The organism is Thioalkalivibrio sulfidiphilus HL-EbGr7, from assembly GCF_000021985.1.
Classification (GTDB): Bacteria; Pseudomonadota; Gammaproteobacteria; order Ectothiorhodospirales; family Ectothiorhodospiraceae; genus Thioalkalivibrio_A; species Thioalkalivibrio_A sulfidiphilus.
Genome location: NC_011901.1, coordinates 2,273,221 through 2,295,166, shown reverse-complemented (window position 1 = coordinate 2,295,166; position 21,946 = coordinate 2,273,221). Strand labels below are relative to the sequence as shown.

The 21,946-nt window shown below is 65.0% G+C and carries 19 protein-coding genes; 17 read left to right on the top strand and 2 right to left on the bottom strand.

Going from position 1 to position 21,946, the window contains the following annotated elements; genetic code table 11:
- Positions 1-140 precede the first annotated feature (140 nt).
- Positions 141-1,355 (top strand): acetoin utilization protein AcuC, encoded by a 1,215-nt coding sequence (locus TGR7_RS10820; RefSeq protein ID WP_012638720.1) that lies wholly within the window; start codon positions 141-143, stop codon positions 1,353-1,355.
- Here the strand turns inward: TGR7_RS10820 and TGR7_RS10815 are convergent.
- Entirely contained in the window at positions 1,342-2,637 is a 1,296-nt protein-coding gene (locus TGR7_RS10815; RefSeq protein WP_012638719.1) for an HD-GYP domain-containing protein, read from the bottom strand. The genes TGR7_RS10820 and TGR7_RS10815 overlap by 14 nt on opposite strands.
- 128 nt (positions 2,638-2,765) lie before the next feature.
- Between TGR7_RS10815 and TGR7_RS10810 the strand changes: the two genes are divergently transcribed.
- The 16 genes from TGR7_RS10810 to TGR7_RS10735 all read left to right on the top strand — a co-directional run bounded on the left by TGR7_RS10810 (position 2,766) and on the right by TGR7_RS10735 (position 19,003).
- Complete coding sequence (locus TGR7_RS10810; protein ID WP_041441668.1) at positions 2,766-3,923, top strand: aldo/keto reductase; 1,158 nt, start codon at positions 2,766-2,768, stop codon at positions 3,921-3,923.
- 115 nt (positions 3,924-4,038) lie between these two features.
- On the top strand, positions 4,039-5,607 hold the full coding sequence (locus TGR7_RS10805; protein ID WP_012638717.1) for an endonuclease MutS2: 1,569 nt from the start codon (positions 4,039-4,041) through the stop codon (positions 5,605-5,607).
- A gap of 342 nt (positions 5,608-5,949) precedes the next feature.
- The gene (locus TGR7_RS10800) at positions 5,950-7,644 is read left to right on the top strand and encodes an acetolactate synthase 3 large subunit (RefSeq protein ID WP_012638716.1); all 1,695 of its coding nucleotides are present in this window, start codon (positions 5,950-5,952) and stop codon (positions 7,642-7,644) included.
- A gap of 13 nt (positions 7,645-7,657) precedes the next feature.
- Positions 7,658-8,149, top strand: a complete 492-nt coding sequence (ilvN, locus tag TGR7_RS10795) for an acetolactate synthase small subunit (RefSeq protein ID WP_012638715.1) — start codon at positions 7,658-7,660, stop codon at positions 8,147-8,149.
- Positions 8,150-8,249: 100 nt separating this feature from the next.
- Positions 8,250-9,266, top strand: coding sequence for a ketol-acid reductoisomerase (ilvC, locus tag TGR7_RS10790; RefSeq protein ID WP_012638714.1), 1,017 nt, complete (start codon positions 8,250-8,252; stop codon positions 9,264-9,266).
- An 86-nt stretch (positions 9,267-9,352) separates the two neighbouring features.
- Positions 9,353-9,985 (top strand): phosphatidylserine decarboxylase, encoded by a 633-nt coding sequence (locus tag TGR7_RS10785; protein WP_012638713.1) that lies wholly within the window; start codon positions 9,353-9,355, stop codon positions 9,983-9,985.
- A 2-nt stretch (positions 9,986-9,987) separates the two neighbouring features.
- The gene (gene pssA / locus TGR7_RS10780) at positions 9,988-10,773 is read left to right on the top strand and encodes a CDP-diacylglycerol--serine O-phosphatidyltransferase (protein ID WP_012638712.1); all 786 of its coding nucleotides are present in this window, start codon (positions 9,988-9,990) and stop codon (positions 10,771-10,773) included.
- 391 nt (positions 10,774-11,164) lie between these two features.
- A complete protein-coding gene (locus TGR7_RS10775) occupies positions 11,165-12,715 on the top strand; it encodes a 2-isopropylmalate synthase (protein WP_012638711.1) in 1,551 nt (516 codons plus the stop codon).
- A 48-nt stretch (positions 12,716-12,763) separates the two neighbouring features.
- Positions 12,764-13,489 carry a uracil-DNA glycosylase gene (locus tag TGR7_RS10770; protein WP_012638710.1) on the top strand — a complete coding sequence of 242 codons (726 nt, stop codon included), beginning with the start codon at positions 12,764-12,766 and terminating at the stop codon, positions 13,487-13,489.
- Between the two features lie 253 nt (positions 13,490-13,742).
- Entirely contained in the window at positions 13,743-14,210 is a 468-nt protein-coding gene (gene rimI, locus TGR7_RS10765) for a ribosomal protein S18-alanine N-acetyltransferase (RefSeq protein WP_012638709.1), read from the top strand.
- A gap of 158 nt (positions 14,211-14,368) precedes the next feature.
- Positions 14,369-14,797, top strand: coding sequence for a hypothetical protein (locus TGR7_RS10760; protein WP_012638708.1), 429 nt, complete (start codon positions 14,369-14,371; stop codon positions 14,795-14,797).
- 71 nt (positions 14,798-14,868) lie between these two features.
- Complete coding sequence (locus TGR7_RS10755) at positions 14,869-15,435, top strand: RNA polymerase sigma factor (RefSeq protein WP_012638707.1); 567 nt, start codon at positions 14,869-14,871, stop codon at positions 15,433-15,435.
- Positions 15,432-15,797 carry a hypothetical protein gene (locus TGR7_RS10750; RefSeq protein ID WP_012638706.1) on the top strand — a complete coding sequence of 122 codons (366 nt, stop codon included), beginning with the start codon at positions 15,432-15,434 and terminating at the stop codon, positions 15,795-15,797. Before TGR7_RS10755 ends, TGR7_RS10750 begins: the two co-directional genes overlap by 4 nt.
- Entirely contained in the window at positions 15,797-16,384 is a 588-nt protein-coding gene (locus TGR7_RS10745; protein ID WP_012638705.1) for a DUF3106 domain-containing protein, read from the top strand. The genes TGR7_RS10750 and TGR7_RS10745 overlap by 1 nt, the downstream gene beginning before the upstream one ends.
- Before the next feature lie 204 nt (positions 16,385-16,588).
- Positions 16,589-18,184: a peptide chain release factor 3 gene (locus tag TGR7_RS10740; RefSeq protein WP_012638704.1), complete on the top strand. Its 1,596-nt coding sequence runs from the start codon at positions 16,589-16,591 to the stop codon at positions 18,182-18,184.
- A gap of 345 nt (positions 18,185-18,529) precedes the next feature.
- Entirely contained in the window at positions 18,530-19,003 is a 474-nt protein-coding gene (locus tag TGR7_RS10735) for a periplasmic heavy metal sensor (RefSeq protein WP_012638703.1), read from the top strand.
- Positions 19,004-19,182: 179 nt separating this feature from the next.
- Here TGR7_RS10735 and TGR7_RS10730 read toward each other — a convergent pair whose 3' ends face one another.
- On the bottom strand, positions 19,183-21,945 hold the full coding sequence (locus TGR7_RS10730) for a valine--tRNA ligase (protein WP_012638702.1): 2,763 nt from the start codon (positions 21,943-21,945) through the stop codon (positions 19,183-19,185).
- Between the last annotated feature and the right edge of the window lies 1 nt (position 21,946).

The following is a 21,946-nucleotide window of genomic DNA, read 5'->3' as shown; positions in this document are numbered from 1 at the left end:
ATTGTCCATGGTTAGCGAGGATGGATGCAGGCATGGTTTCGAGATTGGCGCATGACAAGTGGCTCTTAATTCGGATGTACTCCGCGTCCTCTGCGTCTCTGCGCCCTCTGCGTTAACAGTCCATAGACAGATAAGAACAGATGATCACACCGTCTCGTACCGAACCCACCCGCAAGGCACTGCTGATCGGCGCGTCCCGTTACCGGCGGCATAGCTACGGGGACAACCATCCCCTGGGCATCCCGCGCGTGTCCCTGACCCTGGACCTGATCCGGGCCTATGGCGCGCTCACGGAGGAGGAATTCCAGGTCTCGCGCAAGGCCACGCCGGCGGAACTTGAGTGGTTTCACACCCGCGAATACGTCTCGGCCATGCAGCGCTGCGAGGCGCTGGGCAAGGTCTATGATCGCTACCGCCAGCGGCACAACATCGGCAACTTCGAGAACCCGTACTTCCCCGGTTTCTTCGCCACCCCCGCCACCGCCACCTACGGCAGCATCCAGGGCGCCGAACGGGTGCTGGAGGGCTTCATGGCCTTCAACCCGGCGGGCGGCATGCACCACGCGGCGCCGGATGCGGCACAGGGTTTCTGCTTCTTCAACGATCCGGTGCTCGGTATCCTGCGGCTGCGTCGGGAAGGGCTGCGCGTCCTGTACCTGGACATCGATGCGCACCACGGCGACGGGGTGGAGGCGGCCTTTCGCAGCGATGACCAGGTGATGACCTGCTCCCTGCACATGGACACGAGCTACGCCTATCCCTTCAAGGGCGGTGGCATCGAGGACACCGGGCCGCTCAACAACGCCGTGAACATGCCCCTGCCCAAGGGCATGAACGACGACGAATACCGCCACGTGTTCGGGCGCCTCTGGCCGGCGGTGCTGGAGGCCTTCCGCCCGGAGGTGATCGTGCTCCAGGCGGGCACCGACATCCTCGGCCCGGATCCCCTGGGCAAGTTCCACATCTCCACCCAGCTGTTCCTGGAGGTGGTGGAGCGGGTCATCAACGACGCGCCCAGGCATTCCGATGGGACGCCGCGGCTGCTGGTGGTGGGCGGCGGCGGTTACCACCCCCTGATGCTCGCCCGCTGCTGGGCCGGTGTCTGGGGCTTGCTCTCGGGGCGCGAACTGCCCGAGGCCATCCCGCCCGAGGGCGAGGCCCTGTTGCGCGCCGTGGACTGGGATCAGGACGAGGAAGAGGATTATTTCGAGGACCTGTTCACTTCTCGGTTGGACAGGCTGGTGGAAGGGGAGGTGCGACGGGAAGTGCGCGAGCGTGTCGATGCCCTCCTGTCGGCACATCCGGCGCTGGTCCGTGGCGGTATCATGCTCGAGAAGACGGTCACAGCCGGCTGATGCGATCAAGCCAGTCCGAGAGGGCGGGAGTGGCACTACGGGTATCGCCGTTGACTGCCACCTGTTGATGCTGGATTTCTGCGGCGATGCCTTTGAGCCGATAGCTCGCTTCGCGGGTGAGGGCTGCCAGTTCGACACTCAACTCGGGCGACTCTTGTAAATCTTCCAGCCACTGATCGGGTGCGGCGGCACGCATCCCGGCACGATCCAGTGATCGGGCCAGATCCGTGAGGCGTCCATTGATCAAGCGCGCGGCGGCGCCGGTGTCGGTCCGCGTCGCCTCAAGGCCCTGCTGGACCAGATCCAGCACTTCGCGCAGATCGGCGATGATCATCTCCGGCATGGTAGGCCTGGACTGCTTGTTTGATGTGGGGCAGTGCTGCAGGGCCAGCAGCAGACGCCCCACAGGCAGGGCATCGAGCTTTTCCGGCTGGCCTTTCAGGATGGCCGCCAGGTTGTCTCCACCGCCGCGATCGCAAAGGGCCACGGCCAGTTCCGCCACCGCCAGGATGCGGCCTGCCATGGCCAGCCTGTCGCCGGAGCGGCCCTGGGGATAGCCGCTGCCGTCCAGTCGTTCGTGGTGTTCCAGCACGGCCCGGCTGACTTCGGGGTGATATTGCGGAAATTCCCTGAGCAGCAGGTAGGCGATCACCGGGTGGGCACGCACCTGCCGCTCCTCGGGCGGCTCAAGGGGGCGACGCAAGGCGAAGATCTCTGGGCTGATGTGCAATTCCCCGAGGTCATGGAACAGCCCCGCCGTGCAGACGGTCCGTGACAGGGCCGCGGTCTCGGCGCCGCCGGACTCCGCCAGCGCACAGGCGGTCAGGGCGACCCGAACGGCGTGGCGAAAGTGATCGGACATCCGTTCCCTGAACACGGTCAGTTTCGCGGCCAGGGGCGGTACCAGGATCACCTTGCCCAGGTGATTCAGCGGTGCCTGGGGATTTTTCAGGGTGGTGTGGAGGGCCTGGAGCAGGGGGTCCTGCTCCGCCAGTTCCTGTCCGACAGTCACCAGTTCCGGTGATTGGACGGCGCCTTCGATGGACAGGCTGTGATCCAGCGGGCGCAGCAGTTTGTGACGCGTGAGTTTTTCGAATACGCCCCGGTCGATTCGAGCCTGGCGGGCGAGCAGCTTGTGCCCCGTCGCGCTGAAGATGTCCTCGCTGGCCTGAACCTGGCGTTGTTCACCGAGTTCCGTGACATGGCGGGTGTAGATTTCATCGCAGTTTTCCGGGAGCGAATCCCGGATATCCTGCATGGTTTCGTCGGCGATGGATGACATGGAATCCTGTTGCTGCGTGCGCAGATCCGGTATGTCTCGAAGTGTACTACGGCGCGTCCGGCGGGTGCCCGTCCTGCCACGGATTCTGGTAGCATTTCCGACCTTTGAACTCAATCATGTCACAGTCCATGAACACAGCTTCCCTGATCCCCGGTTACGCCAATGCCAAGGCCACCCGCGCCTATGCCGAGGCCCACATCGCCTCCGGTGACGCCGCCCCGGGCCATTACAGCGAATTCCTGCGCGCCCGCATGCAGCTCTCCAGCCTCGGTGTGGGCACCTTCGGCGGCGAGGCGAGCCCGCAGGTCGACGCGGCCATCAGCGCCATCGTGACCAAGGCACTCACCCGGGGCATCAACGTCATCGACACCGGCGCCCATTACCGCTACGGCCGCTCCCTGGCCGCGGTGGGTGCGGGGGTGCGCGCGGCCATCGAGGCGGGGGTGCCCCGGGAGGCCATGTTCCTCATGTCCAAGGGCGGCTTCCTGACCCTGCGCGGTGGTCCGCCGGCGGACATGAACGCCTGGTTCGAGTCGGAGATCGTCGCCCAGGGTCTGGGCACCAAGGACGACCTGGCCAAGGGCGCGCACCTGCTGACGCCCGAGTACATCAACTACCAGATCGAGCTGTCGCGCAGCCTGATGGGCGTGGAGACCCTGGATGCCTTCCTGGTGGATCAGCCGGAGGTGCACATCCCGGTGATCGGCAAGGAGGCCACCAACCGCAAGCTCGCCAGGGTGTTCCAGGTGCTGGAACGGGCGGCCAATGAAAAGCGCATCCGCGCCTACGGCATCACCACCTTCGAGGGTTTCAGGGTGGAGACCGACGCCAGGATGTTCCAGTCCATCACTTCCATGATCGGCCTGGCCGAGGGTGCCGCCCGGGAGGTGACCGGCGATGATCATGCGCGGCATCACTTCAAGATCGTGATGATGCCCTTCAACCAGGTGATGCTGGAGGGCTTCACCCGCTTCAACACCGCCACCGGTCAGGGCAACGTGGGCTCCCCCATTCAGGCGGCACACCAGCTGGAGGTCTACATGATGGCCTCCCACACCATGTTCAAGGGCCACCTGGGCAGCCAGTCCGTGGACGTGGTGGCCGAGCGCTTCGCGGACCTCAAGCCCGCGCAACGGGCCATGCAGTTCAACCGCTCCACCCCGGGCCTGGGTACCTCCCTGGTGGGCATGAGCACGCCCGAGCACCTGGACGACATGCTGGCGGTGGCAAAGCTCCCGCCGCTGGAGCGCAAGGATTACCTGTCCATGTATAAGAAGGCCGAGTGACAAGAGACAAGATACAAGAGACAAGATAAGGTGCACGTTGTGTGCGCTCTGCGGCAGAGTCAGCAGAAGCCCCCTCTTGTCTCTAGCCACTTGTCTCTTGTCTCTGATTATTCCTATGCAAGCCGATCTGAAACCCCTGGAGTTCGACTCCATCCGGCGATTGCTGGAACGCCTGACCCACACCCCCTACGGGGCCGATGCCGCGCGGGCCCTGGAGCCGGCGCCGACCCTGGCGGTGGCCCGTGACATGCAGCGGGCGGTCACGGCGGCCCGCACCCGCATCGATGCGGGGCGCATGCCGCTCATGGGACAGCTGCCGGACATCCGTGCGGCCCTGCGTCAGGCGTCTTCTCCGGGCGCGCGGCTCTCCACCCAGGCCATGCACAACATCCAGGTGGTGATGCGTGCCGCCGGCCAGCTGGCCGGGGCGCTGGACGAAACGCCGGATATCTATCCTGGCAGCCTGGATGAACTGAAGCCGCCCCAGGCGCTGGTGGAACTGCTGGACAAGAGCCTCGTGGGTGCAGGTTCCCTGCGCGAGGACGCCAGTACCGAGCTGGAAGAGGCCTTTGCTGAGCGGTCGAAGCTGCGTGCCGAGGTGGAGCAGGTGGTGCTCGGGCGCATGGGCCGTGACGACATCCGCGACTGCCTCGATGACCACCGCAAGGTGCAGTGGAACAGCGAGCGCGCGGTGATCGTGATCCGCGGCACCGAGGCGGACAAGGTCAAGGGGGTGCGCCGGGGCTCGGCCATGGGCGGTCGCGACCAGATCGTGGAACCCATGGAGGCGGTGCCCCTGAACAACCGCCTGGACACCCTGAACGGGCGCATCAACGCCGAGCAGCAGCGGGTGCTGCGGGAGCTGACGGCCGGTATCGCCGAGCACATGGATGCCCTGAACGGCATGCTGGATGCACTCACCTGGGTGGACCTGGCCTTCGCCGCCGGGCAGCTTTCCCACCACATGAATGCCCACGCCCCCACCCTGGTGGAAGGGCCGCGGGTGCGCCTCGCGGAGGCCTACCACCCCCTGCTGCTGATCCAGTTTGCCGACGGCAGTGGACCCCGGCCCGTGCCCCTGTCCATTCACCTGGACGGCAACGACGTGCTGCTGCTGGTCACCGGTCCCAACACCGGCGGCAAGACCGTGGCGCTCAAGACCCTGGGCCTGATCACGGTGATGGCCTGGTGCGGCCTGCACGTGCCCGCGGAACAGGACTGCGAGATCGGCAGCTATGCCCGGGTGATCGTGGACGTGGGCGACCACCAGAGCCTGTTTCATCACCTGTCCACCTTCGCCGGCCACGTGGAGGTGCTCAAGCGCATCCTGGACGAGGCGGACGGCGAGACCCTGGTGCTGCTGGACGAGTTGGGCACCGGCACGGACCCGGAGGAGGGCGCGGCCCTGGCCATGGCGGTGCTGGACGAGCTGCTGTCCCGCAAGGTCCAGGGCATCGTCAATACCCACCTCTCGCCGCTCAAGGACTATGCCGCCAGGCACCCGGGCATCCGCAACGCCTCCATGCAGTTCGACCACCAGCGCCTGGCGCCCACCTACCGGCTGATCATCGGCGAGCCGGGGGTGTCCCTGGGGCTCACCATCGCCCAGAAGAATGGCCTGCCCGAGGCCCTGGTGGAGCGGGCGAGGGGGCATCTGGCGGCCATCATCGGGGAGGGGCGTTAGCCTCCAGACCCGAGAAGCTCACCGCAAAGGGCGCGAAGCGATGCGCGCAGGACGCAAGGGTTTTGTCTTACAAGAGATTTTCCTGGCGTCCTTGGCGAGACCTTCGCGCCCTTTGCGTTCCAGCTTTTGACTTTCCATGCTGACGGGGACCGTCGGATGCGGGCGGCGAAGCTGGCAGGAAAACCACAGGATGTGTCTGAAATATCAAGTTTTCGTGAAATTCCGACCGCTTCATATTACTATTGGGCCCTTTCCCCGCCGTTCCGGCTCCGGGCGCTTCTGCGCCCGGTCGGGCGTGGGGAAGCCAACCCCACCACCCTCGCAACACGCAGGAGACAAGCCGTGGAATTGACCGGTGCCGAGATCTTTGTCCGCTGCTTGCAGGAGGAAGGTGTCGATCTTATTTTCGGGTACCCGGGTGGCGCCGTGCTTCACATCTACGACGCCCTGTACAAGCAGGATAAGGTTGCACACATCCTCGTGCGGCATGAACAGGGGGCGATTCACGCCGCCGAAGGCTATGCCAAGTCGACGGACAAGCCCGGTGTAGCCCTGGTAACCTCCGGTCCCGGCGCCACCAATGCCATCACCGGCATCGCCGACGCCTACATGGATTCCGTGCCCCTGGTGGTGTTCACCGGCCAGGTGCCCACCAGCCTGATCGGCAACGACGCCTTCCAGGAAGTGGACACCGTCGGTATCACGCGCCCCTGCGTGAAGCACAACTTCCTGGTCAAGGACGTCAAGGATCTGGCCACCACCATCAAGAAGGCCTTCTACGTGGCCACCTCCGGCCGACCCGGCCCGGTGGTGGTGGACATCCCCAAGGATGTCACCGCCCACAAGTGCGAGTTCAGCTACCCCAAGACCATCCGGATGCGTTCCTACAATCCGACGGTCAAGGGCCACACGGGGCAGATCAAGAAGGCCATCGACCTGATCCTGGAGGCGCGCCAGCCGGTGATCTATACCGGCGGTGGCGTGATCCTGGGCCGTGCCGCCAAGTCCCTGACCGACTTCACCAGGCTGCTCGGTTATCCCATCACCAACACCCTGATGGGCCTGGGTGGCTACCCGGCCACCGACAAGCAGTTCATCGGCATGCTGGGCATGCACGGCACCTATGAAGCCAACATGGCCATGCACCACGCTGACCTGGTAATCGCCATCGGCGCCCGCTTCGACGACCGGGTGACGGGCAACATCGAGAAGTTCTGCCCCTACGCCAAGATCGTGCACGTGGACGTGGACCCGGCCTCCATCTCCAAGAACGTGAAGGTGGATGTGCCCATCGTCGGCCAAGTGGACAGCGTGCTCAAGGCCATGATCAAGGAGATCAAGGCCGACCCGCGCAAGCCCGACGCCACCGCGCTCAAGGCCTGGTGGAAGCAGATCGACGAGTGGCGCGCCATGGACTGCCTGAAGTTCGACCGCAACTCCGAACTCATCAAGCCCCAGTTCGTGATCGAGACCCTGTGGAAGCTTACCAAGGGGGATGCCTTCGTCACCTCCGACGTGGGCCAGCACCAGATGTGGGCGGCGCAGTTCTACAAGTTCGACAAGCCCAATCGCTGGATCAACTCGGGGGGGCTCGGCACCATGGGTTTCGGCCTGCCGTCGGCCATGGGCGTGCAGCTTGCCCACCCGGATGCCACGGTGGCCTGTATCACCGGTGAGGCCAGCATCCAGATGTGCATCCAGGAGCTGTCAACCTGCCTGCAGTATCACCTGCCCATCAAGGTGGTGAACCTGAACAACCGTTACATGGGCATGGTGCGGCAGTGGCAGGAGTTCTTCTATCAGGGCCGTTACGCCATGTCCTACATGGATGCCCTGCCGGACTTCATGGCGCTCGCCCAGGCCTACGGCCACGTGGGCATGCGCATCGAGAAGCCCGCTGACGTGGAGGGCGCCATCAAGGAGGCCCTCAAGCTCAAGGACCGCCTGGTGTTCATGGACTTCATCACCGATCAGTCCGAGAACGTCTATCCCATGATCCCGGCCGGTGCCGGCCAGAACGAAATGATCCTGGTGTGAGGGCGGGGGCATCATGAGACATATCATTGCAATCCTGATGGAAAACGAATCCGGCGCCCTGTCCCGGGTGGCCGGGCTGTTCTCGGCGCGCGGCTACAACATCGAGTCGCTCACCGTGGCGCCCACCGATGACCCGACCCTGTCGCGCCTGACGCTGGTCACCAGCGGCTCCGACGAGATCGTCGAGCAGATCGTCAAGCAGCTCAACAAGCTGATCGACGTGGTCAAGCTGATGGACCTGACCGAGTATCGCCACATCGAGCGCGAGATTATGATGGCCAAGCTGCGGGTGGGTGGTGACGACCGGGAAGAGGTCAAGCGCCTGACTGATATCTTCCGCGGCCGCATCATCGACGTGAGCCCGGCCACCTATGTGATCGAGCTCACCGGTGACAGCAGCAAACTGGACGCCTTCATCGAGGCCCTGCGCCCGTTCGAGGTGCTCGAAGTGGTGCGTTCCGGCGTCATGGGCATTGCCCGTGGCGATGTCGCATTAAAGATTTAGTTACTAGATACAAGAGACAAGAGGCAAGTTAAGGCCAAACCCTTTTCTCTCTTATCTCTTGGATCTTGCCTCTTGTCTCTTTTTTTACTGGAGCTTTGCTATGCAGGTTTATTACGACAAAGACGCCGACCTCTCCATTATCCAGGGCATGAAGGTCGCCATCGTGGGTTACGGCTCCCAGGGCCACGCCCATGCCAACAACCTGAAGGATTCCGGCGTGGACGTGACCGTGGCGCTGCGCGCCGGTTCCGCCTCCGCCAAGAAGGCCGAGGGTGCGGGCCTCAAGGTTCAGGGCATCGAGGAGGCCGTCAAGGCCGCCGACCTGATCATGATCCTGGCCCCCGACGAGCACCAGGCCGCCCTGTACAAGAACCAGGTGGAGCCCAACCTGAAGCAGGGCGCCGTGCTGGCCTTCGCCCACGGCTTCAACGTGCACTTCGAGCAGATCGTGCCTCGCTCCGACGTGGACGTGATCATGATCGCCCCCAAGGGCCCCGGCCACCTGGTGCGTTCCACCTACACCAAGGGCGGCGGTGTGCCCAGCCTGATCGCCGTCTACCAGGACGCCTCCGGCCGTGCCCGTGACATCGCGCTCTCCTACGCCTCCGCCAACGGCGGCGGCCGCGCCGGTGTCATCGAGACCAGCTTCAAGGACGAGACCGAGACCGATCTGTTCGGCGAACAGGCCGTGCTGTGCGGCGGTGCCACCGCTCTGGTGCAGGCCGGCTTCGAGACCCTGGTGGAAGCCGGCTATCCGCCGGAGATGGCCTACTTCGAGTGCCTGCACGAACTCAAGCTGATCGTGGACCTGATGTATGAAGGCGGCATCGCCGACATGCGTTACTCCATCTCCAACACCGCCGAGTACGGCGACATCACCCGCGGCCCCCGCGTGGTGACCGAGCAGACCAAGGCGGAGATGAAGAAGATCCTGACCGAGATCCAGACCGGCAAGTTCGCCCGGGAATTCATCCTGGAGAACCAGGCCGGTGCCGCGACCCTGAAGGCCAGCCGTCGCATCGCCCGCGAGCATCCCATCGAGGTGGTGGGTGCCAAGCTGCGTGACATGATGCCCTGGATCAAGGCCAACAAGATCGTCGACAAGTCGAAAAACTGATCAAGAGGCAAGATATAAGAGGCAAGAGGCAAGAAGGGGTTGGCCCTTTCTTGTCTCTTGCCTCTTTTCACTTGTATCTTCTTTAAATGCTTCCTCTCGCACCTGAAGGTCGTCCCTACGTCGCGGCTGCGGCGGTCGTCGTCGCCGGTACCCATGCGGTCTGGGGAGCCGAGATCGCCTGGCCCAGCTGGATCCTGCTGGCCGTGGCATTTTTCATCTTCCGTGATTTCAGCCGCAAGGTCGCGCCCAGGGCCCTGGCCGTGCTGAGCCCCGTGGACGGTGTGGTCACGGAGGTGGCCGAACATCGTGATCCCTACCTGGGCCGGCCGGCCCGGCGTGTGAGCCTGCGCCAGTCCCGTTTCGGTGAATTCAACGTGCACAGCCCGATCGAGGGCAAAGTGCAGGCGCGCTGGTGGCCGGGCAAGGAAGGGGTCAAGGAGGGGCTCCCCGGGGACGAGTTCGCCCTGCAGGTGCAGACCGATGAAGGCGACGAGGTGGTATTCGCCATACAGATCCGGGGGCTGCGATTGGTTCGTTGCGGCGTGCAGTCCGGTGAGCGCATGGGGCAGGGCAGGCGCTGCGGTTTCCTGGGTTTCGGCCTGCCGGTGCAGGTCTACCTGCCCATGAACAGCCGGGTGGAGGTGGCGCCGGGACAGCGCCTGAAGGCGGGCAGTGATATCATCGGTATCCTGGTCCACAAGGAAAGCGACAAGGCCTGACTATGTCGGACACCGAACCCCAGGCGGGCGACCAGAAGGCCCGCCGCGGCATCTACCTGCTGCCCAACCTGTTCACCACGGCGGCCCTGTTTGCGGGCTTCTATGCCATCGTGGCCGCCATCAACGATCAGTTCACCGCCGCCGCCATCGCGGTGTTCGTGGCCATGGTGCTGGATGGCATCGATGGACGCGTGGCGCGCATGACCAACACCCAGAGCGCCTTCGGCGCCGAGTACGACAGCCTCTCGGACATGGTCTCCTTCGGCCTCGCGCCGGCCCTGGTGGTCTATCTCTGGGCCCTGGTGGAACTGGGACAGGTGGGCTGGGTTGCGGCCTTCTTCTATGCCGCCGCCGCCGCCCTGCGCCTGGCCCGCTTCAACACCAAGGTGGGCGTGGCTGACAAGCGTTTCTTCCAGGGCCTGCCCAGCCCCTCCGCCGCCGCCCTGGTGATGGGCATGGTGTGGGTCTGGCACGACCTGGAATTCGTGGGCACGGATCTCGGGATCATGGCCCTGGTGGTGACCGTGATCGCCGGCGCGCTGATGGTGAGCAACGTCACTTACTTCAGCTTCAAGGACATGGATTTCCGCCACCGGGTGCCGTTCTTCGTGGTGCTGGTCATCGTGGTGGCCCTGATGCTGACCGCCATCGATCCCCCCAAGGTGCTCTGGGGCGGGTTCCTGCTCTACGCCCTGTCGGGCCCGACCCTGACCGTGATCCGCTGGCGTCGCCGGCGTGCCCGGGGCAGTGAGGACAAGGCGGATGGCGAGGAGCAGAAGGAGGATTGAAGTGGGAAGTGAGAATTGGGAAGTTGGAACAAACGCTCGCACTTCCCAATTCTCACTTCCCACTTGTCAGCCTCGTTCCCCTTTGATAGATTTAGACCAAGTCTAAGTCAACGCTCGACCGAAGAATCTGCAACCATGCCAATTGCCCGGAGCCAACTCGGTCTCTTTCGCGCCCCCCGCCAGGCGGGTGCTGCGGGCTATTGCGGTCTCTCCCTGCTCGTCCTGCGACTGCCGCGCTAGCGGCTACCTCCCTTGTGCCTGGCGAGGCCAAACGCACCCCTGATCCGTGTGTCGTCCCTGTGGACGCAAGCCCCCGATGCGGGCGCGGAATCCGTTAGAATCCGTGAATTGATTTTCAGGCCGACAGGATCGGCCGGCAGGAGAGAGAACCATGTCAGGCAGCGACAAGCTCATCATTTTCGACACCACCTTGCGCGACGGCGAGCAGAGTCCCGGCGCGTCCATGACCCGCGAGGAGAAGGTGCGCATCGCCAAGGCCCTGGAGAAGATGCGCGTGGACGTCATCGAGGCGGGCTTCCCCATCGCCAGCCCCGGCGACTTCGAGTCCGTGCAGGCGGTGGCCCGCGCGGTGAAGGATTCCACCGTGTGCGGTCTGGCCCGGGCCAAGGACAGCGACATCGACCGGGCCGGCGAGGCCCTGAAGGACGCCGCCTCCGCACGCATCCACACCTTCATCGCCACCTCGCCCATCCACATGCAGCACAAGCTGCGCATGAGCCCGGACCAGGTGCTGGAGCAGGCGGTCAAGGCGGTCAAGCGCGCCCGCCAGCACACCGACAACGTGGAGTTCTCCGCCGAGGACGCCGGGCGTTCCGAGCTGGACTTCCTGTGCCGGGTGATCGAGGCGGTGATCGACGCCGGCGCCCGCACCATCAACATCCCCGACACCGTGGGCTACAACATCCCCCAGCAGTTCGGCGAGTTGATCAAGAATCTCATCGAGCGGGTGCCCAACTCCGACAAGGCGGTGTTCTCCGTGCACTGCCACAACGACCTGGGCCTGGCCGTGGCCAACTCCCTGTCCGCGGTGCTCAACGGCGCCCGGCAGGTGGAGTGCACCATCAACGGCCTGGGCGAGCGGGCGGGCAATGCTTCGCTCGAGGAGATCGTCATGGCGGTGCGCACCCGCCAGGACGTGTTCTCCTGCAACACGACGCTCGACACCACCCAGATCGTGCCCTGCTCGCGCCTGGTCTCCGGCATCACCGGTTTCCCGGTGCAGCCCAACAAGGCCATCGTGGGGGCGAACGCCTTCGCCCATGAGTCCGGCATCCACCAGGACGGCGTGCTCAAGCACCGCGACACCTACGAAATCATGCGCGCCCAGGACGTGGGCTGGTCCGACAACCGCATCGTGCTGGGCAAGCACTCCGGCCGCAACGCCTTCAAGACCCGACTCAAGGACCTGGGCATCGAGTTCGAGTCCGAGGAGGAGTTGAACGAGGCCTTCGCCCGGTTCAAGGATCTGGCCGACCGCAAGCACGAGATCTTTGATGAGGATCTCCAGGCCCTGGTGACCGAGACCGCCACCGCCATGGAGGACGAGACCTACAAGCTGGTGGCGCTCAAGGTCTGTTCCGAGACCGGCGAGACTCCGGTGGCCTCGGTGACCCTGAACGTCAATGGCGAGGAGAAGAGCGGCACTGCCGAGGGCGGTGGCCCCGTGGATGCGGCCTTCAAGGCCATCGAATCCATCGCGCCGAGCGGCACCGAGCTGCAGCTCTATTCGGTGAACAACATCACCAGCGGCACCGACGCCCAGGGCGAGGTGACCGTGCGCCTGGAGAAGGCGGGCCGGGTGGTCAACGGCCAGGGTGCCGATACGGACATCGTCATCGCCTCGGCCAAGGCCTATCTCAATGCCCTTAACCGGCTGACCAATCCTCCCGGCCGGGCCCATCCCCAGCGTGGCGACGTCTGACGAAGGGTGAAGTGAGAATTTGGAAGTGCGAACGATAGAGACTGAGCAATGGGCATGAGCCCGGAGCAGCGTCAGCGCTACCTGGAGACCATGGGGATCCAGCGCTGGGTGCCCCGGGCCGTGCCCGATGCCCCGGCCGCCTCTGGAGCGGTGCCGGTGGCGTACGAGGCTTCGCAGGCACCGGCGCCCGTCGTCGAGGTCTCTGCCGGGGACGTCTCGCAACTGGATTGGGATGAACTGGCCGCCCGGGTGGCGGCCTGCTCCCGTTGCGGGGAACTGGCCGCCACCCGCACCCAGACCGTGTTCGGGGTGGGGGACCGGCAGGCGGACTGGCTGTTCATCGGCGAGGCCCCGGGGGCCGAGGAGGACCGTCAGGGCGAGCCCTTCGTGGGCCGGGCCGGGCAACTGCTGGACAGCATGCTGTTCGCCCTCGGGCTCAAGCGGGGCCGGGGGGTCTACATCGCCAACATCCTCAAGTGCCGCCCCCCGGGCAACCGAGACCCGAAGCCCGAGGAGGCCCGGGCATGCCGTGCCTACCTGGACCGGCAGATCGACCTGATCCAACCGCGCATCATCGTCGCCCTGGGCCGCATCGCCGCCCAGAACCTGCTGGGCACCGACGAGCCCCTGGGCCGTCTGCGTGGCAAGCCGTTGAACTACCGCGACATTCCCCTGGTCATTACCTATCATCCGGCCTATCTGCTGCGCCAGCCGGCGGACAAGCGCAAGGCCTGGGAAGACCTCTGCCTGGCCCGCCGTGTGATGGGTGTCTGAGACCTGCGCCCGGCGTCTTGCGCCAGATGGGTGTCCATTGCAGAGTGAATGCATGGACAGGATGCGAGGATTCATCGGGTACTGCAGGGAGAAGACCTTTTTTGACAGGATTAACATGATTTACTTGATTAAAGAGAAAAATAATCTTGTAAATCATGTTAATCCTGTCCGATCCTTTCTTCTCCTTGCCCCTGAAGATTCCTGTCAATCCTGTCCATTCGTCATTCCTCCGGAGACTGCGAGCCCTCAGACCTTGAGCGCCATTCTCAGTACAAACCCGCAGCTTCGCCCCATGCGTCACGAGGACCTGGACGAGATCATGGTCGTGGAGCTCAGTGCCTATCCCTATCCCTGGACCGAGGGGATCTTCCGGGACTGCATGCGGGTAGGGTACTCCTGCTGGGTGATGACCGAGGCGCAACGGCTGGTGGGCTACGGTGTGATGTCCATGGCGGTCGGGGAATGTCACGTGCTCAACCTGTGCGTGCGACCCGAATGCCAGGGACGGGGCTACGGTCGCATCCTGCTGCGGGGGCTCCTGGACCACGCCCGCCGGCACAAGGTGGAGACCGCCTTCCTGGAGGTGCGCCCCTCAAACACCCCGGCTGTGCAGCTCTACTACAGCGAGGGCTTCAACGAGGTGGGCCTGCGCAAGCGCTACTATCCCGCGGACAACGGCCGGGAGGATGCCCTGGTGCTGGCCAGGGATATAACTGGTTGATTCAAAGTTTAAAATTCAAGATTCAAAGCTGGGCGGTCTCCTTTGAATCTTGATCTTTGAATCTTGAATTGCCCTTTCGTCAACCGATTCCCCGCTCGCGCGTTCTAGCTCCTGAAGGCCGGCAATCCGTCGGACCACGAATCACCAGGAGCATGACCATGAGCAAGCTTTCCCGCACGATTCTCACGATCGGTATCATCGGTACCATGGCGCTGTCGGTACCCGTGCTGGCCCACAGTTTTCACGGTGACCGCGAAGCCCGGCACGGAGATCATGGGCACATGATGATGGCCCGTGCCGAGGGTGAAGGCGGCTACGGTCACAAGGGCCGTCACCACGAGCGCTTCGCCAACATGAGCGATGAGGAGCGCAAGGCCCACCGCGAGCAGAAACGGGTGCAGCACATGGCCATGCGCATGCACTGGAACACCCTGTCCGACGCGGAGAAGGAGAACTACCGGGTGCAGGCCCGCATGCGCATGGACGAGCGCCGTGCCGCCTGGGAGGCCATGAGCCCCGAGGAGCGCGAGGCCAAGCGCCAGGAGATGCGTGAGCGCCGCGGCGAGATGCGTGGCCACAGCCACTGACATGCCCCTCCCCGGGCGGCGGGCCAGCCCTCCGCCCGGCGGACCCGAACACCCGAGAAGGAACGCCTGGTTTGGACCGGACGAACGCGACGGACAACGAAGTCTCTCTCGACCGGTTCCTGTCCGGGGTTCAGGCACGGGCAGTGCGCATGGCCGCCCTGGCGCTCAATGACCGCGACGCGGCCCTGGATGTGGTGCAGGACGCCATGGAGAAGCTGATCACCCGCTACGCTGACAGGCCGGAGTTCGAGTGGCAGCCGTTGTTCTGGCGCATCCTGCAGAGCCGGATCATGGATGCCCATCGCCGGCGCAGCGTACGCAACCGCGTGGTCTCCCTGTTCGGTTTCGCGGGCAACGGCCACGACGAGGACGACCGGGACATGGGGCCGGACGACTGGGCCGACACCCGCACCCCGGAACCGGACCAGGCCTTGAGTGACGAGCACTTCGGCAATGATCTGGAGAGGGCCCTGGCATCGCTGCCCCTGCGCCAGCAACAGGCCTTCCTGCTACGGGTCTGGGAAGGACTGGACACCGCCGAGACGGCCCAGGCCCTGGGCATCAGCGAGGGCAGCGTGAAGACCCATGTGCACCGTGCCATGGCCGCACTCAGGCAGCGGCTGGAGGCGTACCGATGAACCGCAACGACACAGACACGCACGACAAGCCCCGCGATGACGCCCTGATGGCGCGCGTCCGGGACCGGCTCGACCGCGACAGCGGTTTGAGTGCCGAGGAGGCGCAGCGCCTCGCCCAAGGCCGCCGCGAGGCCTTTGAACGGCGCCGCCGCCGGCCGTCCCGCATGCCCGCCTACGGCCTGGCCGTGGCCGCTTCGGTGATGCTGGTGGCCGGCCTGCTGCTGATGCGTCCCGATGGCCTGGAACCCCTGCCGGCCCAGCTGGCGCAACTGGACGACCTGGAGCTGCTGCTGGTGCTGGAGGAGGGCGATGCCGGCGCCGACCCGGAATTCCTGGCCTGGGCCCTGGAGGAGCGCAGCTGATGCGTCACCTGATGCTCCTGCTGCTGCTGGGCGTGCTTAGCTTCGGGACCTTGCCCGCCAGTGCAGGGCACCGGCACCACGATGGTGAGCAGGGTCGGCATGCCTATCTCAAGGTGGCGGAACAGCCGGCGCCGGCCTGGTCGGCGCTCAACCGCGAACAGCGTGCCCTGCTGGCCCCCTACGCAGCATCCTGGGATTCGCTGCCGGACGGTCAGCGCCATCGCCTGTTGCGGGCGGCGGAACGCTGGCATCACATGGGCCCGGAGGAACAGGCCCGCTTCCGGGAGCGACTGGAACGGTTCAGGGACATGGACCCCGAGGAACGGGCCGCCACCCGGGAACGCTGGGAGCGCTTCCGTGCCCTGCCGCCGGAGGAACGCGAACGCCTGCGCGCGCGCTGGGAGGCCATGAGCCCCGAGGAGCGCCAGGCGGCCCGCGAGCGTCACCGCCGCTGGCATGAACACCTCAAGACGCTGCCCGAGGAAGAGCGCCGTGCCCTGCGTGAGCGCCTGCGGGTAATGGAGCCCGAAGAACGGCGACGCTTCATGCACGATGCCATGCCCGGGCAGGGCAATGGACAGGATTGACAGGATTTTTCAGCATGTAAGGGAGAAAAAAGCCGGGATCCGACAGGATTAACATGATTTACAAGATTGGATCATCGTCTTCTTAATCCCGTGAATCATGTTAATCCTGTCAAAAATTGCCCAGCTTTTGATCCTGTCAATCCTGTCCATTAAGCCTCCACGGAATCGGTTACAATAGCCGGTTTCCATTAGCCCCAGATTCCCATGAGTTCCAAGCACGCCACCGAGACCGCCCGCCGTCGCACCTTTGCGATCATCTCCCACCCGGACGCGGGCAAGACCACCATCACCGAGAAGCTGCTGCTGTTCGGCGGTGCCATCCAGCTGGCCGGCACCGTGAAGGGCCGCAAGGCGGCGCGCCATGCTACCTCCGACTGGATGGAGCTGGAGAAGCAGCGCGGCATTTCCGTGACCTCCTCCGTCATGCAGTTCCCCTACAAGGGGCGCATCGTGAACCTGCTGGACACCCCGGGCCACGAGGACTTCTCCGAGGACACCTACCGCACCCTGACCGCCGTGGACTCGGCGCTCATGGTCATCGACGTGGCCAAGGGCGTGGAGGAGCGCACCATCAAGCTCATGGACGTGTGCCGCATGCGCGACACGCCCATCATGACCTTCATCAACAAGCTGGACCGGGAGGGCCGCGAGCCCATCGACCTGCTGGACGAGGTGGAGCAGGTGCTCAAGATCCAGTGCGCCCCGGTGACCTGGCCCATCGGCATGGGCAAGCGCTTCAAGGGCGTGTACCACATCCACAACGACGCGGTGCACCTGTACTCGCCCACCCACGGCGGCAAGATCCAGCACGGCGAGGTGATCCAGGGGCTGGACAACCCGCGCCTGGATGAGCTGCTGGGCGGTCAGGCCGCCGAGCTGCGCGAGGAGCTGGAGCTGGTGATGGGCGCGTCCCACAGCTTCGACAAGGCCGAGTACTTGGCCGGCCGCCAGACCCCGGTGTTCTTCGGCTCTGCCATCAACAACTTCGGCGTGCAGGAACTGCTGGACGACTTCGTGGAACACGCCCCGGGCCCGCTGCCCCGGGCCACCGAGAGCCGCACCGTGGATCCCGCCGAGGAGACCTTCAGCGGCTTCGTGTTCAAGATCCAGGCGAACATGGACCCCCAGCACCGGGACCGCATCGCCTTCCTGCGGGTCTGCTCGGGCACCTTCAGCAAGGGCATGAAGGTGCACCAGGTACGCATCAAGCGGGACGTGAAGATCAGCGACGCACTCACCTTCATGGCCTCGGACCGCGAGCACGTGGAGGAGGCCTATCCGGGCGACATCATCGGCCTGCACAACCACGGCACCATCCGCATCGGCGACACCTTCACCCAGGGCGAGCAGCTGATCTTCACCGGCATCCCCAACTTCGCCCCGGAACTGTTCCGCCGCGCCCACCTGCGCGATCCTCTGAAGATGAAACAGCTGCAGAAGGGCCTGCAACAGCTCTGCGAGGAGGGCGCCACCCAGCTGTTCAAGCCGCTCACCAACAACGACCTGATCCTGGGTGCGGTGGGCGTGCTGCAGTTCGACGTGGTGGCCCATCGGCTCAAGGCCGAGTACAACGTGGACGCCAGCTTCGAGAACGTGAACGTGCAGACCGCCCGCTGGGTGAGCTGTGACAACGCGCGCAAGTTTGAGGAATTCCAGGAGAAGGCCGCGGCCAACCTGGCCATCGACCATGGCGGCGACCTGGTGTACATCGCGCCCACCCGGGTGAACCTTCAGATGGCCCAGGAGAAGTGGCCCGAGGTGCGCTTCCACGCCACCCGGGAGCACGGCGTGGCCGCCTGAGCGGTCACGGCTCCACGACGGCCGGTCCCTGCGTTGCTCGGTGGCTTGATATGATCCTAGAAACGGCAGTTGACCGCTCGATTTCCTTCGCCAGGCCCCATGGTCACTGACGATCGCGGCTTCGATGACGCTCACCCATCGGGTGAGCCCCGCTACGCACCCGATTGCACGGTTTTCGTGTCGCCTGGCGGCGTTGCGACTCCTCGGAATGGAACGACCATTCCTCGTCGTCGCGCCTTGCCAGACAACACGAAAACCGCACACTCGGGCGCGTTCAACTGCCGTTTCTAGGATGATCGAGCACAGCCGTCCACAGAAGACGGCGATTGAGCCACCGGAGGTTTTATGCAGACGTGGATCCTGACGGCCCTGCTGGTGCTGTCCCTGTTCGCCAATGGTTTCCTGTTCGCCCAGCGGGCCGCCGCGCCTGCGCCACCCCCGCCTCCCGACGCCGCCCTGGTGTCGGACCTGCAACGACTCATGATTGACCTGGATGAGGCGCCTGAATGGCGCCATCGCCTGGTAAGCCTGGGACGCTTCGCCGAGAGCCGGGACGCCCGCCGCCAGGCCCAGCAGCGCATCATGACCGGCGAGCTGCTAGAACTGCTGTCCGGAGCCGATCTGGATTTCGGGCGCATCACAGCCCTGGTGGAGGAGATCGGCCTGGAGGACAACACCCACCGCCTGCGGCTGATCGAACAGCTGATCCTGTTGCTCAATGACCTGCCGGCCGACAAACGACAACTCATGGTCGAGCGCCTGGGCGCCCTGGAAGTGCATCTGGACGAGCTGGAGAGTCTGGCGCGTGTGCTGCCCTGACCTGATTTGCCAACGCGGTTTCCAGGGCTGCCTCGCTTTCATAGGGCGGCCCATGGCCGCCGACGGAAGTGTGGACGACGGGCACGGCCCGCCCTATGGCCACTGGACAGTAGATTCACGGTTAATAAAAAAGGGGGCCAACGGCCCCCTTCTTGTCTCTGCCCACTTGTCTCTTGTCTCTAGAGCCTTCGTATCTTCTCAAGCTGCGACTCCAGTTCCTTGAGGGTCACGCCCATCTCCGCTACCCGGGCCCGTTCCTTGTCCACCACCTCGGCGGGGGCGCGGTCCACGAAGCTGGGGTTGGCGAGCTTGGCGCTGCACACCTCCAGGTTCTTCTGCACCTTGGCCCGTTCCTTTTCCAGGCGGGCGATCTCGGCGTCCTTGTCGATCAGACCCGCGAGCGGGATCAGCAGGCGCATCTCGCCCACCAGGGCCATGGCGGATTCGGGGGCCTCAGTGCCCGCATCAAGCCAGGTGACTGACTCGGGCTTGCCCAGGAAGCCGATGAAGGCCTCGGCCTGGGCGTAGCGGCTCCGGTCGGCGTCCTTCCAGTTGTCGATCAGCAGGGGCAGGGGCTTGCCCGGGGAGATGTCCATCTCGGCGCGGATGCGGCGCATGCCCAGGATGAAGGTCTTCACCCACTCGATCTCGCTTTCCGCCTGGGCATCCACCCGGGCTTCGTCCCGGACCGGGTAGGCCAGGTGCATGAGGGTGTCGCCCTGGCTTCCCGCCAGCGGGCCCACCTGGCGCCAGATGGCCTCGGTGATGAAGGGCATGATGGGGTGCATGAGGCGCAGCAGGGCATCCAGCACCCGCACCAGGGTCTGCCGCGTGCCGCGCTGCTGCTCGGCGCTGGAGTCGCCGGTGAGCACCGGCTTGGACAGCTCCAGGTACCAGTCGCAGTAGTCGTGCCAGGTGAACTCGTAGAGGGCCTGGGCGGCCAGGTCGAAGCGGTACTGGTCCAGGTTGCCGCGCACCTGATTGATGGCGCCCTGCAGGCGTGACTGGATCCAGCGGTCGGCGAGCGACAGTTCCACGGGTTCGTTGCCGAGACCCGTGTCCTGGCCCTCGGTGTTCATGAGCACGTAGCGGGCGGCGTTCCACAGCTTGTTGCAGAAGTTGCGGTAGCCCTCGATGCGGCCCAGGTCGAACTTGATGTCCCGGCCGGTGGAGGCGAGCGAGGCGAGCGTGAAGCGCAGGGCGTCGGTGCCAAAGGGCGGGATGCCGTCGGGAAACTGCTTGCGGGTGGCCTTGTCGATCTTCTTGGCCATCTGGGGCTGCATGAGGCCCTGGGTGCGTTTCTCCAGCAGGGCGTCCAGGGTGATGCCGTCGATGAGATCGATGGGGTCCAGCACGTTGCCCTTGGACTTGGACATCTTCTGGCCTTCCGCGTCGCGGATCAGACCGGTGATGTAGACCTCACGGAAGGGCACGTCGTCCATGAACTTGAGCCCCATCATGATCATCCGGGCGACCCAGAAGAAGATGATGTCAAAGCCCGTGACCAGCACGTTGGTGGGGTAGTAGCGTGAAAGCTCCGGGGTCTTCTCCGGCCAGCCCAGGGTGGAGAAGGGCCACAGCGCCGAGCTGAACCAGGTGTCCAGCACGTCCGGGTCCTGGGTGAGCGCGACCTCGGCACCCAGCTTGTATTTCTTGCGCACCTCGGCCTCGTCGTGGGCCACATAGATGTTGCCGTCGGCGTCATACCAGGCGGGGATGCGGTGGCCCCACCAGATCTGGCGGGAGATGCACCAGTCCTCGATGTTGCGCATCCACTCGAAGTAGGTCTTGCTCCAGTTCTCGGGCACGAAGCGGATGCGCCCGTCCTCCACGGCGGCGATGGCGGGCTCGGCCAGGGGGCCGGCCTTCACGTACCACTGGTCGGTGAGGAAGGGCTCGATCACCGCGCCGGTGCGATCGCCCCGGGGCACCATGAGCTTGTGGTCGTCGATGCGCTCCAGCAGGCCCTGGGCCTCCAGGTCGGCGACGATGCGCTTGCGGGCCTCGAAGCGGTCCAGGCCCCGGTAGGCCTCGGGGGCCTCGTCGTTGATCTTCGCGTCCACGGTGAAGATGTTGATCATGGGCAGGTCGTGGCGCTGTCCCATGGCGTAGTCATTGAAGTCGTGGGCGGGGGTGATCTTCACGCAGCCGGAGCCGAATTCCGGTTCCACGTAGTCGTCGGCGATCACCGGGATGCTGCGGCCGGTGAGCGGCAGGGCCACCTGCTTGCCGATCAGGTGCCGGTAGCGCTCGTCCTCCGGGTGCACGGCCACGGCGGTGTCGCCCAGCATGGTCTCGGGGCGGGTGGTGGCCACCACCAGGTGCCCGGAACCGTCGGCGAGCGGGTAGCGCAGGTGCCAGAGGCTGCCCTGTTCCTCCTCGTTGATCACCTCCAGGTCCGAGACCGCCGTGTGCAGCACCGGGTCCCAGTTCACCAGGCGCTTGCCCCGGTAGATGAGGCCCTCGTCATGGAGGCGCACGAACACCTCGCGCACCGCCCTGGACAGGCCTTCGTCCATGGTGAAGCGTTCCCGCTCCCAGTCGATGCTGTTGCCGAGCCGGCGCATCTGCCGGGTGATGGTGCCGCCGGACTGCTCCTTCCACTGCCAGACCCGCTCCAGGAATTTCTCACGCCCCAGGTCGTGGCGGCTCACCTTGTCGGTGGCCAGCTGGCGTTCCACCACCATCTGGGTGGCGATGCCCGCGTGGTCCGTGCCGCCCTGCCACAGGGCGTCGTCGCCGCTCATGCGGTGGTAGCGCATGAGGGTGTCCATGAGGGTGTGCTGGAAGGCGTGGCCCATGTGCAGGGTGCCGGTCACGTTGGGCGGCGGCAGCATGATGCAGTAGGGGGTGCCTTCACCGCTGGGCCGGAAGTGGCCGGCGCGCTCCCATTGCTCGTACAGGGACTGTTCGATGGCGCGGGGGTCGTAGGTCTTGTCCATG